14 protein-coding genes are annotated in these 13,896 nt (G+C 63.7%); 3 read left to right on the top strand and 11 right to left on the bottom strand.

All coding sequences use genetic code 11. From position 1 onward, the window contains the following. Positions 1 to 11: 11 nt before the first annotated feature. The 3 genes from fliP to fliR are packed head-to-tail and all read left to right on the top strand — an operon-like array spanning position 12 to position 1,940. Positions 12 to 800: a flagellar type III secretion system pore protein FliP gene (gene fliP / locus PQR54_RS00485; protein WP_408243630.1), complete on the top strand. Its 789-nt coding sequence runs from the start codon at positions 12 to 14 to the stop codon at positions 798 to 800. Between the two features lie 50 nt (positions 801 to 850). Then, positions 851 to 1,120, top strand: coding sequence for a flagellar biosynthesis protein FliQ (gene fliQ / locus PQR54_RS00490; RefSeq protein ID WP_011490196.1), 270 nt, complete (start codon positions 851 to 853; stop codon positions 1,118 to 1,120). A gap of 37 nt (positions 1,121 to 1,157) precedes the next feature. Further along, positions 1,158 to 1,940, top strand: a complete 783-nt coding sequence (gene fliR / locus PQR54_RS00495; RefSeq protein ID WP_408243631.1) for a flagellar biosynthetic protein FliR — start codon at positions 1,158 to 1,160, stop codon at positions 1,938 to 1,940. A gap of 96 nt (positions 1,941 to 2,036) precedes the next feature. Here fliR and flgL read toward each other — a convergent pair whose 3' ends face one another. The 11 genes from flgL to flgC all read right to left on the bottom strand — a co-directional run bounded on the left by flgL (position 2,037) and on the right by flgC (position 13,890). Then, a complete protein-coding gene (gene flgL, locus PQR54_RS00500; RefSeq protein WP_408243632.1) occupies positions 2,037 to 3,260 on the bottom strand; it encodes a flagellar hook-associated protein FlgL in 1,224 nt (407 codons plus the stop codon). 10 nt (positions 3,261 to 3,270) lie between these two features. Beyond that, a complete protein-coding gene (gene flgK, locus PQR54_RS00505) occupies positions 3,271 to 5,244 on the bottom strand; it encodes a flagellar hook-associated protein FlgK (RefSeq protein WP_408243633.1) in 1,974 nt (657 codons plus the stop codon). Between the two features lie 268 nt (positions 5,245 to 5,512). Beyond that, a complete protein-coding gene (locus PQR54_RS00510) occupies positions 5,513 to 6,286 on the bottom strand; it encodes a flagellar brake protein (protein ID WP_408243634.1) in 774 nt (257 codons plus the stop codon). 337 nt (positions 6,287 to 6,623) lie between these two features. Then, positions 6,624 to 7,631: a flagellar assembly peptidoglycan hydrolase FlgJ gene (gene flgJ, locus PQR54_RS00515; protein WP_408243635.1), complete on the bottom strand. Its 1,008-nt coding sequence runs from the start codon at positions 7,629 to 7,631 to the stop codon at positions 6,624 to 6,626. Positions 7,632 to 7,643: 12 nt separating this feature from the next. Continuing rightward, complete coding sequence (locus tag PQR54_RS00520) at positions 7,644 to 8,828, bottom strand: flagellar basal body P-ring protein FlgI (protein ID WP_408243636.1); 1,185 nt, start codon at positions 8,826 to 8,828, stop codon at positions 7,644 to 7,646. Positions 8,829 to 8,830: 2 nt separating this feature from the next. Next, on the bottom strand, positions 8,831 to 9,529 hold the full coding sequence (gene flgH, locus PQR54_RS00525; RefSeq protein ID WP_041759058.1) for a flagellar basal body L-ring protein FlgH: 699 nt from the start codon (positions 9,527 to 9,529) through the stop codon (positions 8,831 to 8,833). A 49-nt stretch (positions 9,530 to 9,578) separates the two neighbouring features. After that, positions 9,579 to 10,367 carry a flagellar basal-body rod protein FlgG gene (flgG, locus tag PQR54_RS00530; protein WP_012434703.1) on the bottom strand — a complete coding sequence of 263 codons (789 nt, stop codon included), beginning with the start codon at positions 10,365 to 10,367 and terminating at the stop codon, positions 9,579 to 9,581. A 30-nt stretch (positions 10,368 to 10,397) separates the two neighbouring features. After that, positions 10,398 to 11,156 (bottom strand): flagellar basal-body rod protein FlgF, encoded by a 759-nt coding sequence (gene flgF, locus PQR54_RS00535; RefSeq protein WP_408243637.1) that lies wholly within the window; start codon positions 11,154 to 11,156, stop codon positions 10,398 to 10,400. Between the two features lie 20 nt (positions 11,157 to 11,176). After that, a complete protein-coding gene (locus PQR54_RS00540) occupies positions 11,177 to 12,688 on the bottom strand; it encodes a flagellar hook-basal body complex protein (RefSeq protein WP_408243638.1) in 1,512 nt (503 codons plus the stop codon). Between the two features lie 43 nt (positions 12,689 to 12,731). After that, positions 12,732 to 13,454, bottom strand: a complete 723-nt coding sequence (gene flgD, locus PQR54_RS00545; protein ID WP_408243639.1) for a flagellar hook assembly protein FlgD — start codon at positions 13,452 to 13,454, stop codon at positions 12,732 to 12,734. A gap of 10 nt (positions 13,455 to 13,464) precedes the next feature. Next, positions 13,465 to 13,890, bottom strand: coding sequence for a flagellar basal body rod protein FlgC (gene flgC / locus PQR54_RS00550; protein WP_012434707.1), 426 nt, complete (start codon positions 13,888 to 13,890; stop codon positions 13,465 to 13,467). Positions 13,891 to 13,896: the final 6 nt, after the last annotated feature.

A 13,896-nucleotide genomic window follows, 5' to 3' on the forward strand; every position in this document is an offset into this window, starting at 1 on the left:
AATCCGCTCGCATGTCCAGCACCAGTTCGAAAGTGATTTCCGCCGTGCGCCGCATGGCGCCTGTCGCCCCGATCGCACTAGCGGCGTTGATGCTCGCATTGCCGACCCTGTCGTTCGCGCAGACCGCCGGCCTGCCGGCCTTCAACACGAGCCCCGGCCCGAACGGCGGCACGACCTACTCGCTGAGCGTGCAGACGATGCTGCTGCTCACGATGCTGTCGTTCCTGCCGGCGATGGTGCTGATGATGACCAGTTTCACGCGCATCATCATCGTGCTCTCGCTGCTGCGCCAGGCGCTCGGCACGAGTACGACGCCGCCTAACCAGGTGCTCGTCGGACTCGCGCTGTTCCTCACGCTGTTCGTGATGTCGCCGGTGCTCGACAAGGCCTATACCGACGGCTACAAACCGTTCTCCGACGGCACGATGCCGATGGAGACCGCCGTCAACCGCGGCCTCGCGCCGTTCAAGACGTTCATGCTGCGCCAGACGCGCGAAAGCGATCTCGCTTTGTTCGCCCGCATCTCGCACGCCGCGCCGATGCAAGGTCCGGAAGACGTGCCGCTGTCGCTGCTGGTGCCCTCGTTCGTGACGAGCGAGTTGAAAACCGGCTTCCAGATCGGCTTCACGATTTTCATTCCGTTCCTCATCATCGACATGGTGGTGGCGAGCGTGCTGATGTCGATGGGTATGATGATGGTGTCGCCCGCGACTATTTCGCTGCCGTTCAAGTTGATGCTGTTCGTGCTGGTTGACGGCTGGCAGTTGCTGCTCGGGTCGCTCGCACAGAGCTTCGTTTAACGCGCTTTTTTACCGCGCCCCACGCCCTTCACGCTTCCGGTCCCATCGCCATGAATCAAGAATCCGTCATGACGCTCGCGCACCAGGCCATGTATGTCGGCCTGCTGCTCGCCGCGCCGCTGCTGCTGGTCGCGCTGGTGGTCGGCCTGGTGGTGAGCCTGTTCCAGGCCGCCACGCAGATCAACGAAAGCACGCTGTCGTTCATTCCGAAACTGCTCGCGATCGCCGTCACGATGGTGATCGCCGGTCCGTGGATGCTCACGACCATGCTCGACTATCTGCGCCAGACGCTCACCAACATTCCGACGCTCGTCAACTGAGCGGCGCGCTCGTTCTCACCTTCCCTTCCGAGCCACGATGTTCTCCGTCACCTACGCGCAACTGAACGCCTGGCTCACCGCGTTCCTGTGGCCGTTCGTGCGCATCCTCGCGCTGGTCGCCACCGCGCCGGTGCTCGGCAATCGAGCGCTGCCGATCCGCGTGAAGATCGGCCTCGCGGCCTTCATCACGATCATCGTCGCGCCCACGCTCGGTGCGCTGCCGCAAGTCACGGTGTTTTCGGCCGAAGGCGTGTGGATCATCGTCAACCAGTTCCTGATCGGCATCGCGCTCGGCATGACCATGCAGATCGTGTTTCAGGCGATCAGCGCGACCGGCGACTTCGTCGGCCTCGGCATGGGTCTCGGTTTTGCGACCTTCTTCGATGCGCAGGCGGCCAGTTCGAGTCAGGTGCTGTCGAGCTACATGAACACCATCGCCATGCTGGTGTTTCTGGTGATCGACGGCCATTTGCAGATGATCAGCGCGCTGCTCGCCACGTTCCAGTCGGTGCCGGTGTCGGCGAACATTCTCGGCGCGCCCGGCTGGCGCACGTTGGCGAACTTCGGCAGTACGGTGTTTTCGGCTGGGTTGCTGTTGTCGCTGCCAGTGGTCGCCGCGCTCCTCATCACCAATCTCTCACTCGGCATTCTGAATCGCGCCGCGCCGCAGATCGGCGTGTTCCAGATCGGCTTTCCGCTGACCATGCTGATCGGCATGCTGCTTCTGCAACTGATGGTCCCGAACATGATTCCGTTCTTCACGCGGCTCTTCGATGTCGGCCTCGATCAGATGGGGCGCGTGGCAGCGGGGTTCAAATAGCACGCTTTTCTCATCGCGCGGCACGATGAAAAAGAAGAAGGGCGGAACCGGCTCACACCGGTATCCGCCCTTCTCTGTTTCAGACTACGTGTGCTATCAGCTCAGGTACTGAAACAGCGAGATGTTCTGAATCTTAGCGAACGCCTGCTGCGCCGCTTGCAATGCCGCCTGCGTCATCGTGTACTTGCCGATCGTCTTGACCATGTCGGTCTGCGTCAGATCTGCAAGATTGCTCGATGTCTGCAGCGTGTTGGTCTGCGTGACCGTCTGCAATGCCTGCACTTCCTGCTCGCGACCGCCCACGGCCGCTTGCGCCGTCACGACGTTGTTCATCGTGTTTTCGAGCTGCGTCATGCTGGTGGTCAGCGCGCTCTGGAAGCTCGCCGTCGACGCGCCGCCCGACACCGGCGTTTGCAGCGTGGTGATCAACTGGCTCAGATTGGCGAACACGTCCATGCTGCCTTGCGTGGCCGGCGTCACCGTGAAGCTGTCGCCCGCGTTCGGCGCGCCGGTGATCGACACCGACTGGCCGCCGATCGTGATCGCCGAACCTGCCGTGAACGGCTGCGGCGCGCTCGTGGTCACCGCGCCGGTAGCCGGATCGGTCTGGCTCACGGTATAGGTGGTCGCCGACGAGAAGTTGATCGAGAACTTATCGGCGTTGGTCGGATCGGTCGGATTGTTCAGGCTCACCTGGCTGATCACGCCCGTGCCGCTGTTGCCGGTCGTCGCGGCCGGCACGGCGCTGGTGCCGATCGGCGCAACGCTGCCGAAGATCGAAATGCCGTTGTCGCCGGTCTGCACCACGTGCGAATCCGTAATCTGCACGCCGGGGGTGCCGGTGTCGCCCGAATAGGTCACGACGCCGGCCGAATTCGTGGTGTACGGCTGCGCGCTGCTTTGATAACCGGCGAACAGGTAGTTGCCCTGCGGGTCGGTCGAATTGGCGAGCGTCATCAGCTGGCTGCGCAGGCTTTGCAGTTGCGTCGCAATCGAACCGCGGTCGCCGTCGTTCAGCGAACCGTCGCCGGCGCGCAGCACCAGCGTATGAATGGTTTGCAGCACGGTATTGACGCTGCCGAGCGTGGTGTCTTCCTGTTGCAGCGAAGCGAGCGCGGTGCCCTGATTGGTCGTGTATTGCGACAGGGTCGTAGCCGTGGAGCTCAATTGCACGGCCTGCGCCGCGCCGAGCGGATTGTCCGACGGCGTGGAAAGGCTCACGCCGCTCGAAATCTCGGCATACAACTGCGACAACTGAGCTTGCTGATCGCTCATCGTCGCGACGTTCATGTTGAAGTACTGCGTGCTGGAGATGCGCATTGTCAACGCCTCACTGGAAGATGCCGAGTATCGTCTGGAACAGGGTCTGCGCGGTCTGGATGACCTTGCTGTTGGCCTGATACAGCTGCTGATACTGAAGCAGGTTGGCTGCTTCTTCGTTGATGTTCACGCCCGAGACCGACTGCTGCGCGGTGGTGATCTGCGTCACCAGCGAGCTTTGCGCGGTGCTCGACGTCTGAATCTGGTTGGTCTGGTTGCCGATATTGTTGACGTAGTTCGCGTACGCGCCCGTCAGCGTGACCGTGCCGCCCGCCAGCGCTTTCGCGGTGGACAGGTTCGACAGCGCGAGTGCGTTGCGGCCGTCGTTGGTCGCGCCGGTGTTCGGCCCGATGGTGAACTTGTCGCCCGCGGCCGGTGCGCCGCTGATCGTGACGGAGACGTTGTTCATCTGGCCGGCGGTCGTGTTGTTGATCGTCAGCGAGGCGCCGGTGGCCGACGAATACGGCACCACCGTCGTCGCGCTGGTGATCGAATACGTGGTGGCCGGGGAACCCGCCACCGTCACCGTCGAACCGACCGGGAAGCCGGACAGCCCCGTGCCGTCGTACGACAGCGTGGTGGTCGAATTCGGCATGGTGTAGCCGGCCGTTACCGTGCCCTGCGTGATCGTGCCGGTGCCGGTGTTGCTCGACGCGGCGGCGCCCAGCACGGGCGCGGCGGCCGCGATCGCCGAGGCGTCGGTGGTGGCGGTCGCGAAGCTGTTGAGCGCGCCGCGGGTCGGCTCGACCGTGAACGAGTCGCCGGCGTTCATCGTGCCGGTGGTCGAGAAATTCAGGCCGTTGATCGGCTGGCTCAGGTTGGTCGCCGAACCCACCACGCTACCCGTCGAATTGTCGGTCAGCGTGTAGGTGGTGCCGTTGTAGGCCAGCGTGTAGTCGCCGGTGGTCGGCTGTGCGGGATTCGCGAACGACACGTTCAGCGACGCATTGCCGGTGTTCTGCGTGTTCGCATAAACAGTCGGGCCGCCCACCGAGAACAGCGCGCCACCCTTGGCGCCGGCCAGCGTGATGCCCAGCCCGTTTTGCGCGTTGACCTGCGCGGAGAAGCTCACGGCGATCGCGCCGAGTTGCGCCTCACCCGGATCGAGCGTCTGGCTGCGGAACGCGAGCAGACCGCCGAGCGTGCCGCCGTCGATCTTGCTGTCGGGCAGGTTCTGCGGCGCGGCCGCCGGGTTCGCACCCGCCTGGCCGAGGTACTGAACGGACAGTTCGCTGGTGTCGCCGGTCGAAGGCGCCGTGCCCAGGTTATAGCTGTTGCTGGAGGACACCAGCGGCTGGCCGTTGCTCATGAAGACGCTGTAGCTGCCGTTGCTGTTCACCACATTCACGCCGATCAGTTGCGACAGATTCGACACGGCGAGATCGCGCTGATCCATCAACTGATTCGGCGGCTGGCCTTGCGTGCTGGCCTGAGCGATCTGGCCGTTCAGCTGCGCGATCTGCTGGGTGTAGCTGTTGATCTGCGAAACGGTGTTGGTGAGCTGCGTGTTGACGCTCTGACGCAGCGCGTCGTATTGCTGACCCGCGGCGTTGATCTGGTTCACCAGCGTCTGCGCGCCGCTCATCGCGGTCTGGCGCGTGGCCAGGCTCGACGCGTTGTTCGAGACGTTCTGCAAGCCGGTGAAGTAGCTGGTGATCGCGCTCGCAATCCCGGCAGTCGGGCTGCCGATCAGATTGTTCAGTTGCGAAATCAGCGTGTTGTACGTCGACAGCGAGCTGCCCGAGCTCTGCGCGTTGTTCAGCTCAGTGGTCAGATACTGGCTGTACTGGCGCGTCACGGTCGTGGTCGAGACGCCGGACGGCAGATAGCCCGAGCCCGTGTACTGTCCGCCGCTTTCCGCATACACCGGCGTTTCGATGGTGTAGCCAGGCGTCGACGCGTTGCTGATGTTCTGGCCGGTCGTCGTAAGTCCCCACTGGGCTGCGTTCAGTCCACTGAGGCCGAGATTGATGAGATTGGACATGCGTCATCCTGAAGGGCGACACCGTACACATGCCGCCGCGTTACTTGAACATCTTGTTTAACGGCCTCAACAAGGAAAAATTGAGGTCATTCCGATGCGTGTTCGACGTTTGTTTCAACGTTTGCGAGGCTTGCCTGCCGGGCTTGTCACTCATCGCGCAAGGAGGCGCGCCGGTGCGGAAACAGGTGACAAGGAAGTGACGATGAACCGGCAAGCGAACACCGTGCGTGAGCAACCCCGCTCATGCACCGCGAATCCGACATTTCAATCAGCGCACCAGCGAACGGCGCTTCATCTCGAGCTGCGTGATCAGACGTTGCAGCGTGTTTTCCGCGCTGCCCGGCAGCGTCAGAAAACGGAAGCCGAGCTGGAAACGCTGCGTGCCGTTCGGCAACGCGGTAGAGCGATGCGACACGAGTTGCAGATCGAGCGAGAGCCGGCCGAGCGCGCCGAGGGCCAGCTCGCAATCGAGCAGGCGCGTGCCCATCGGCAATTCGGCCACGCGTGCGTCGGCGGTGCGCATGCCGACGCCGCCGAGCGACAGGTCGTGCACCTCGAAGCGGAACGTGTCGCCTTCGGGCAAACGGCCGGAACACATATACGGATCGAGAATCGGCGCATCGACGCGGAAGTACTCGCGGCGCTGCACGTAGAACAGCACCTCGGGGAAGTCGGCCTCGAACGCGGGCAGTCCTTCGAAGCGCGTCTCGCGCGGCGTGGCGGTGGCGAATTCCACGCGCACGCCATCCGGCTGCGCGTGAAACTGGCAGCGCGGCGCGCTCAGCAAGCCTTTGTTCTGATCGGACAAAGCGCCCCAATCGAACGTGAAGGTGCGCCCGCGCACGTCGACTTCGAGCAGACGCGTGACGAGCTGTCCGCCGGCATATTGAACGGTGAGGAAATCGCCGCGATTGACGAGATTGCGCAACTGAACGCCAATCTCCAGCGGATTGCGACGGCCAAAATCGTTGCCGCCTTCAGCTGTCTGAGCGTGCAACTGGCCGTGTGTGTCGGTCTGGCCGTTCGACTGGGTAGTATCCATGGGCTTGCCGGTATGCTTGTTCTTGCGGGCGCGTGCCAGAGCTCCTGCCGGGGCTTTCGCGCGGTCTTCATCGAAGCCGCAGCACGCGCATCCCAACCAGACATTACAACGCTTTCCGGTATTGGGTCTAACTGATTAGCGGCAGCATCCGGCCGAAATTTAGGGGCCTGTCAGGAATTATTTGCCGCAAACGTTAAAACGCGTCATGCCTGTCGCGGGTGGACCGGCCGCCCATGGGCGGCCGGCCTCGTCCGTCTTGTTATGCACCTGGCCCCGTCGCGTGCATGCTTTTGATTCGAGTGAATGATCCGGTGATTCGCGCCGCAGTCGCGGCAGGTCAGCCCATCTTCTGCATGATGGACATCAGTTTTTTCGCGTAGTGCGGGTCGGTCGCGTAACCGGCGCGCTGCATGCCGTTGGCAAAGCCGTTCACGTCATGCGCCGAATTGATCACCTGCGCGTAACGCGGATTGCCCTTGAGCAGGCTCGCGTAGTCGGTCATGGCTTCCTGATACGAGTCGTACGCGCGGAATTTTTCGACCACGCGCTGCGGCTTGCCGTTTATGTATTCAGTCGTGACGGTCGACACGGTCTTGCCGGTCCAGTCCTTGGTCGCCTTGATGCCGAACACGTTGTGGCTGGTCGAGCCGTCCGTCTTCTTGATCTCGCTCTTGCCCCAGCCGGATTCGAGCGCCGCCTGGCCGATGATGAAGCGCGCCGGAATGCCGGTCGCCGCGCTGGCCGCTTGCGCCGGTTGGGCGAGCTTGTCGACGAAAGCGTCGACCTTCGGTGAAGTCCCGTCGCCTTTCAACGGCGGAGTCAAAGCGCTGTTGGCCGAGTAGCCCTTGCCCATCGCCAGCTGGCCGTTGGCTTGCGCATTGCCGTACGCTTTGGCGAGCGCATTCAGCGCCGCGGTCTGGCCTTCATCGCCGCCGCTGCCGCCGCCCAACGCGTTGGCCATGCCGGCCAAGCCACCCGCGGCGCCTGCGCCGCCCGCACCGCCACCGACCTGCATGCCCTGATTGCGCATCAGCTGCTTGAGCATGGCGTCCGCCACGCCAATGCCCTTTTGCGACATTTGCTGCGACAACTGCTGATCCATCATCGACGTGAAGGTGGCGCTGTCGTGCGAATCGAACGGGCTGTCTTGCGGCGTCGCATCGCGCATGCTTTTCAGCATCATCTGCGTGAACACCGCGTCGAACTGCTGCGCGGCCATCTTCATGCCGGCTTGCGGCGAGGCCTTTGCCTGCGCGCTCAGCTTCGCGAAACCCTGAACGTCGAGGGCAAAGCGGTTGCTCAGGTCGTTCGCCGCGCTGGCGGAATTGGTCGTATCCGAATTCATCCTGTGTCTTCCTTAGATGATTTCCAGGTCGGCGCGCAGAGCGCCCGCCGCCTTCATCGCCTGCAGGATCGACATCAGATCCGCGGGCGTCGCACCCAATGCGTTGAGTGCCTTCACCACTTCGGCGAGATTGGCGCCGGCGGTCACCAGCTTCAGTGCGCCGTTGTCCTGCTTCATCTGAATCTGCGACTGCTTGGCCACTACCGTCTGGCCGTTCGAGAACGCGCCGGGTTGGCTCACCACCGGCTGCGTATTGATCACGACCGAGAGGTTGCCGTGCGCCACCGCGCAGTTCTGCAGCGTGACCATCTGATTCATCACGATCGAGCCGGTGCGCGCGTTCAGGATCACCTTCGCGGCGGCTTGAGCCGGCTTGACGTCGAGGTTCTGCAATTGCGCCATGAAGGCGACCTGCTGCTCCGGATCGCTCGGCGCGCGCAGTTGAATCGTGCGGCCGTCGAGCGCGGTTGCCGTGCCGCCGCCGAACGCGTTGTTCACCGCAGCCACCACACGCTGCGTGGTGTCGTAATCCATTTCGTTCAGGTCGAGCTGCATGGTGCCCGCTTGCGACACCGAAGTCGGCACCGCGCGTTCGACGATCGCGCCGCCGGCAATGCGGCCCGCGGCCAGCGTGTTCACCTGCACCTTGCTGCCGTTGGCGCTCGCGCCCGCGCCGCCGACCGCGAGATTGCCCTGGCCGAGCGCATACACCTGGCCGTCGGCGCCCTTCAGCGGCGTGAGCAGCAGCGTGCCGCCGCGCAGGCTCTTGGCGTTGCCGAGCGACGACACGGTCACGTCGATCGCTTCGCCGGGACGCGCGAACGGCGGCAGCACCGCCGTCACCATCACCGCGGCGACGTTCTTCAACTGGATGTTCGACAGCGACGACTGCGAATTGCTCGAGCCCGCCGCCTGGTTGTTGATCGAGATGCCGAGGTTCGCCAGCATGTTGGCGAGCGTCTGCGTGGTGAACGGCGTTTGCGTGGTCTGGTCGCCCGTGCCGTCGAGGCCGACGACGAGGCCGTAGCCGATCAGCGGATTGTCGCGCACGCCCTGGATCTGCACGAGGTCCTTCAGACGTTCGGCATGGGCAGGCGTGGCCGCCGGCAGCGCCGCGCAGGCGAGCGCGACGAAGGCGAGCGCGCGGCCGAAACCGGCGACACCGGCGATGCGGATGCGGGAAAAAACGTTACGCATGATCACCACGGCGACACGTTGAGGAAGAAGCGCTGCAGGAAGCCCATGTTCTCGGATTCGTCGATATAGCCCTTCGCGGAATATTCGATCTTCGCGTCGGCCACCTGGGTCGAGTACACGGCGTTCAGGTTGGAGATCGTGTTCGGATTCACCACCCCGGAAAAGCGTACGAATTCATTGCCCTGATTGATCAGCATTTGCTTCTCGCCGCTGACCATCAGGTTGCCGTTCGGCAGCACGCCGGTCACCGTGACGGTGATCACGCCGCTGAACGTGTTCGACGCATTCGCGCCACCGGTCGCGGCGAACTTGTTGGCGCCGTTCGCGCTCAGGTTGACCTTGCCGAACAGGCCGCCGAGAAAGCCGGCGGTCGGCACGTCGAAGTTGGTGTTGCCGCTGCGGTTGACGCCCGCGCCCGAGGACTTGGTCGCGTTGACGTTTTCCTGAATGACGATCGTCAGAATGTCGCCGACATTGCGCGGCCGCTGGTCTTCGAACAACGGACGGCCCGCGTAACCCGGGTTATAGATCGAGCCCGGCGACTGCGCCGACGGCGGCATCGGCGGCAGCGCAGTCATCGGCTGCTGCGTGATCGGCTGCTTCGGCACGAGGCCGCAGCCACCCAGGGCCGCGAGCAGCGTGAGCTGCACGAGCGCCTGAGCGGTGCGCGAATGAACCGGATTACGAGAGAAGTGCGACATCATCATTACCGCCTGTTTTGCTGCCTGTTTGTTCCCAGTCCCTTGAGCCTTAAACCTGCATCTGGCTCAGGGTCTGCAGCATCTGGTCGGAGGTGGTCACGGCCTTGCTGTTGATTTCGTAAGCGCGTTGCGTCTGGATCATGTTCACCAGTTCCTGCACCACGTTCACGTTCGATGCTTCCACGTAACCCTGATTCAGCGTGCCGGCGCCGTTCAGGCCCGGCTGCGCGACGTTCGGCGCGCCCGACGAAGCGGTTTCCGCGAACAGGTTTTCACCCTTCGCATCGAGACCGGCCGGGTTGATGAAAGTCGCGATCTGCATCGAGCCGAGCTGCTGGCTGTTGGTCGAACCGGCCACCGTGATCGACACCACGCCGTCGCTGCCGATGGTGAGCGAGGTCGCGTTGTTCGGGATCGTGATTGCCGGAATTACCTGATAGCCGCTCGAGGTCACGAGCTGACCTTGGGCGTTGGTCTGGAACGAACCGTCACGGGTGTAGGCGGTCGTGCCGTCGGGCATCTGCACCTGGAAAAAGCCCTGGCCGTTGATGGCGACGTCTTTCGAGTTGCCGGTCTGTTGCAGATTGCCCTGCGTGTACAGACGTTCGGTGGCGACCTGCTGCACGCCCGTGCCGAGCTGGATGCCGGACGGCAGTTCGGTGTTCTGCGTCGAGTTCGCGCCCGGCTGGCGGACGGTCTGATACAGCAGATCCTCGAACACCGCGCGCGAGCCCTTGAAGCCGTTGGTGCTGACGTTCGCGAGGTTGTTCGAGATCACGTCCATCTGCGCCTGTTGCGCATTCATGCCGGTGGCGGCGATGTAGAGTGAGCGATTCATGGTTCTTCTCCTAGGTGCCTAAGCGACCCGTTAGCTAAAGCTGAGCAACTGGTTGGCCGACTGGTCGTTCTTGTCGGCGCTTTCCAGCAGCTTCGTCTGCATCTGGAACTGGCGCGCGTTGGTGATCATCGAGACCATCGCGCTGACCGGATTCACGTTGCTGCCTTCGAGCGAGGCCGGCGCCAACGTGACGGCCGGATCGGCGTCGGCGGCATTGCCGTCGCCGGTGCGAAACAGACCGTCGTCGCCACGCGTCATGGTTTGCGGATCCGGATTCACCAGCTTCAGCTGATCGACCGTCACCACCGCGGTGGGTGGATCGCCCGGCGTCAGCGCGGACACCGTGCCGTCCTTGCCGATGGTGATTTCCGCGCCCGGCGGCACCGAGACCGGGCCGCCGTTGCCAAGCACCACCTGATTGGTGGCGTTCACCAATTGGCCGTTTTCATCGACATGCAGATTGCCGGCGCGCGTGTAGGCTTCGCCGCCGTCGGCGGTTTGCACCGCCAGCCAGCCCGGCCCCTGAATCGCCACGTCGAGCGGATTGCCCGTCTGCTGGATCGGCCCAGGCGTGTAGTCCGCGCCCGGCGTCGACGACAGCACGAAGGTGCGCGTGGTGTTGTCGTTGATCGAACTGCCGTCGCCGAACGACATCGGCACGGCGCGGAAAGTCGCCAGTTGCGCGCGAAAACCGGTGGTCGATGCGTTGGCCAGGTTGTTCGCGACGATTGCCTGCTGTTCGAGCGCCTGCGTACTGCCCGACATCGCGGTGTAGATCAGCCGATCCATGGTGGGTTAGTCCCGGTCGCTTACAGGTTGATCAGGGTCTGGTCGACGGTCTGCTGGGTCTTGATCGTCTGCGCGTTCGCTTGATAGTTGCGTTGCGCGGTGATCAGGTTCACCAGTTCGCTCGTCAGATCGACGTTCGAGTTTTCCACCGCGCCGCCTTGCAGCACGCCGTGGTTGGTCGAGCCCGGCGCGGAAATCTGCGCGACGCCCGAAGCCGAGGTCTGCTGGAACTCGTTGTTGCCCAGGTTCACGAGACCGTTCTGGTTCGAGAAGTTCGCCAGCACGATCTGGCCAAGAGCCGCGGTCTGCTGGTTCGAATAGTTGCCGGTCAGCGTGCCGTCCGCGCCGATCGTGAAGCTCGTCAGCGTGCCGGCCGCGTAGCCGTCGGGCTGCAGCGAGTTCACGCCGTCCTTGCCGCCGTACTGCGTCGTGCCGGCGATGTTCAGCGTCAGCTTCTGCGGCGTCGACGAACCATCGGTGGTCGGAATCGAGAAGTTGTAGGCGAACGGCGTGGTGGTCGCGGTGCCGGATGCGTCCGTCGTGCCGAGCAGCGTGCCCGACGAGTTGAAGTTCGCGTGGCCGATCAGTTGCGCGGTGCCCGTCGAGGTGCCGGCGTAGACGTTCCACGTACCGGCCGACGTCTTGGCGAAGTACATGTTGACCGTCTGCGAGCCGCCGAGCGAGTCGTACACCGTCGTGCTGGTCGAGTAGTTGTACGTCGACGAGCTGTTCTGATTGAACGCCACCGGGGTCGGCGCGATCGCGACGCTGTCGCCGGTCGCCGGTGTGCCGTTCAACGTGATGGTCTGACCGTTGCCGAGCGAGATCGCCGTGCCCGCCGTGTACGTCGCGGCGGCAGTCGTCGTGCCGAGCGTGGTGTCGGTGACGGTGTAGGTAGTCGGGCTCGTGAAGTTGACCGTGTAGCTGTCGTTGTTCGTGCCCGAAGCGGTATTCGTGATGGTTGCGCCGGGCGTCGTCAGCGTGCTGCCCGCGACGAGCGTCGGCGTCACGGTCGGCGTGCCGAGCATCAGCGGATCCTGCGCGTTCAGGTTCAGACCCGCGGTGATCTTGGTGGTGGCTTGCGGCGCGATGTTCGCGGTCGGCACGGTGAGCGGCACGGTCTGCGCGGTATTGATGATGCCCGAGCTGTTCGCGGCGTAGCCCATCAGTTGCAGGCCTTGCGCATTGGTGATGTTGCCGTTCTTGTCGAGCTGGAACACGCCATTGCGCGAGTACACCAGCGAGCCGTTGTTCGACAGCTGGAAGAAGCCGTTGCCGTTGATCGCGACGTCGAGCGCCTGGTTGGTGCTGGTGATCGTGCCTTGCGAGAACTGCTGCTGCACTTCGGCGAGCTTGGTGCCGATGCCGACCTGGTTGCCCACGGCCGTCGCCACGGAATTGGCGTACATGTCGGCGAATTGCGCGGCGCCGCTCTTGAAGCCAACCGTATTCGCGTTGGCAATGTTGTTGCCGATCACGTCGAGGTCGCTCGACGATGCCGACAAACCACTCAAACCTTGTTGGTAACCCATGACGGTCTCCGTATCTGGAAAGTCGTAACTGACAGAATCTGAATCAGAGGATGGCGGCGACGCTGGTCAATCCGACCGTCGAGCCGTTCGAGAGCACGAGGCCCGGCGTACCGTTGGTCTGCATGACGACGCTTTGCACCGTGGCGCCCGTGAGCGTGGTGGCGGTGGCCTGCTGACCGTTGATCGTGCCGACCGCGCTGATCGTGTAGTTGCCGTCCGGCAGCGCATTGCCGGCCGTATCGGTCGGCGTCCAGCCCACCGGAATCGTGCCGGCCGACTGCTTGCCGAGGTCGATCGTGTTGACGATCTGACCCGCCGAGTTCTTCACGACGACCTGCAGATCGCTGACCGAGTTGGCGAGCTGCACGCCGAACGCACCGGCCTTGCCGCTCGCGACCGCCACCGAGCTGCCCGGGGCGAGCACGGTCGAGCCGATCAGCAGCGCGGCCTGCGACTGCTGGCCCGCCGACATCTGCGTGGCGAGCGAGCTGAGCGTCGTGTTCAACTGGCTGATGCCCGAGACCGTGTTGATCTGCGCCAGCTGCGAGGTCATCTGCGAGCTGTCCATCGGGTTGGTCGGATCCTGATTCTTCAACTGCGCGACGAGCAGTGACAGGAAGGTGTTCTGCAGATCGGTCGCCGAGGTGCCGGACGTGCTGCTCGTCGAACTCGTGGAACTCGAGGCACTGTTCGTGCCGTTCATCGTATCGAGCAGCGTTTGCGACACAGTCGTGCCGCTGCCGCCGATGGTGGTGTTGGTGGTCAAGGAGCTCTCCTCAGGTTCCGATCGTGAGCGTTTTCAGCATCAGTGTCTTGGCGGTGTTCAGGGTCTCGACGTTGGCCTGGTACGAGCGCGAGGCCGAGATCATGTTGACCATCTCCTGCACCGGATCGACGTTCGGCAACGTGACGTAGCCGTCCGAATTCGCGGCCGGATTGCCGGGGTCGTAGGCGGTCTTCATCGGCGTCGGGTCGTCGACCACGCCGGTGACCTGCACACCGCCGACCTGCTGGCCCGAAGCCGTGCGCGCGCCGCCGAGCGGGCTGACCGCGAACACGACCTGCTTGGCCTTGTACGGCTGGCCGTCCGGGCCGGTCGTGCTGTCCGCGTTGGCGAGATTCGACGCCGTCACGTTGAGCCGCTGCGACTGCGCCGACATCGCGGAGCCTGCGACACCAAAAATGTTCATCAGGGATGGCATGTTTCC

The organism is Paraburkholderia phytofirmans, assembly GCF_046028095.1.
Taxonomy (GTDB): domain Bacteria; phylum Pseudomonadota; class Gammaproteobacteria; order Burkholderiales; family Burkholderiaceae; genus Paraburkholderia; species Paraburkholderia phytofirmans_A.

Excerpts from the sequence above, each read along its gene's own strand:
- flgC (WP_012434707.1), bottom strand. The coding sequence starts at position 13,890 with ATGCCATCCCTGATGAACATTTTTGGTGTCGCAGGCTCCGCGATGTCG.
- flgL (WP_408243632.1), bottom strand. The coding sequence starts at position 3,260 with ATGCGCATCTCCAGCACGCAGTACTTCAACATGAACGTCGCGACGATG.
- fliQ (WP_011490196.1), top strand. The coding sequence starts at position 851 with ATGAATCAAGAATCCGTCATGACGCTCGCGCACCAGGCCATGTATGTC.
- fliP (WP_408243630.1), top strand. The coding sequence starts at position 12 with ATGTCCAGCACCAGTTCGAAAGTGATTTCCGCCGTGCGCCGCATGGCG.
- flgJ (WP_408243635.1), bottom strand. The coding sequence starts at position 7,631 with ATGAATTCGGATACGACCAATTCCGCCAGCGCGGCGAACGACCTGAGC.
- flgH (WP_041759058.1), bottom strand. The coding sequence starts at position 9,529 with ATGTCGCACTTCTCTCGTAATCCGGTTCATTCGCGCACCGCTCAGGCG.
- flgG (WP_012434703.1), bottom strand. The coding sequence starts at position 10,367 with ATGAATCGCTCACTCTACATCGCCGCCACCGGCATGAATGCGCAACAG.
- flgF (WP_408243637.1), bottom strand. The coding sequence starts at position 11,156 with ATGGATCGGCTGATCTACACCGCGATGTCGGGCAGTACGCAGGCGCTC.
- PQR54_RS00520 (WP_408243636.1), bottom strand. The coding sequence starts at position 8,828 with ATGCGTAACGTTTTTTCCCGCATCCGCATCGCCGGTGTCGCCGGTTTC.
- fliR (WP_408243631.1), top strand. The coding sequence starts at position 1,158 with ATGTTCTCCGTCACCTACGCGCAACTGAACGCCTGGCTCACCGCGTTC.
- PQR54_RS00540 (WP_408243638.1), bottom strand. The coding sequence starts at position 12,688 with ATGGGTTACCAACAAGGTTTGAGTGGTTTGTCGGCATCGTCGAGCGAC.
- flgK (WP_408243633.1), bottom strand. The coding sequence starts at position 5,244 with ATGTCCAATCTCATCAATCTCGGCCTCAGTGGACTGAACGCAGCCCAG.
- PQR54_RS00510 (WP_408243634.1), bottom strand. The coding sequence starts at position 6,286 with ATGGATACTACCCAGTCGAACGGCCAGACCGACACACACGGCCAGTTG.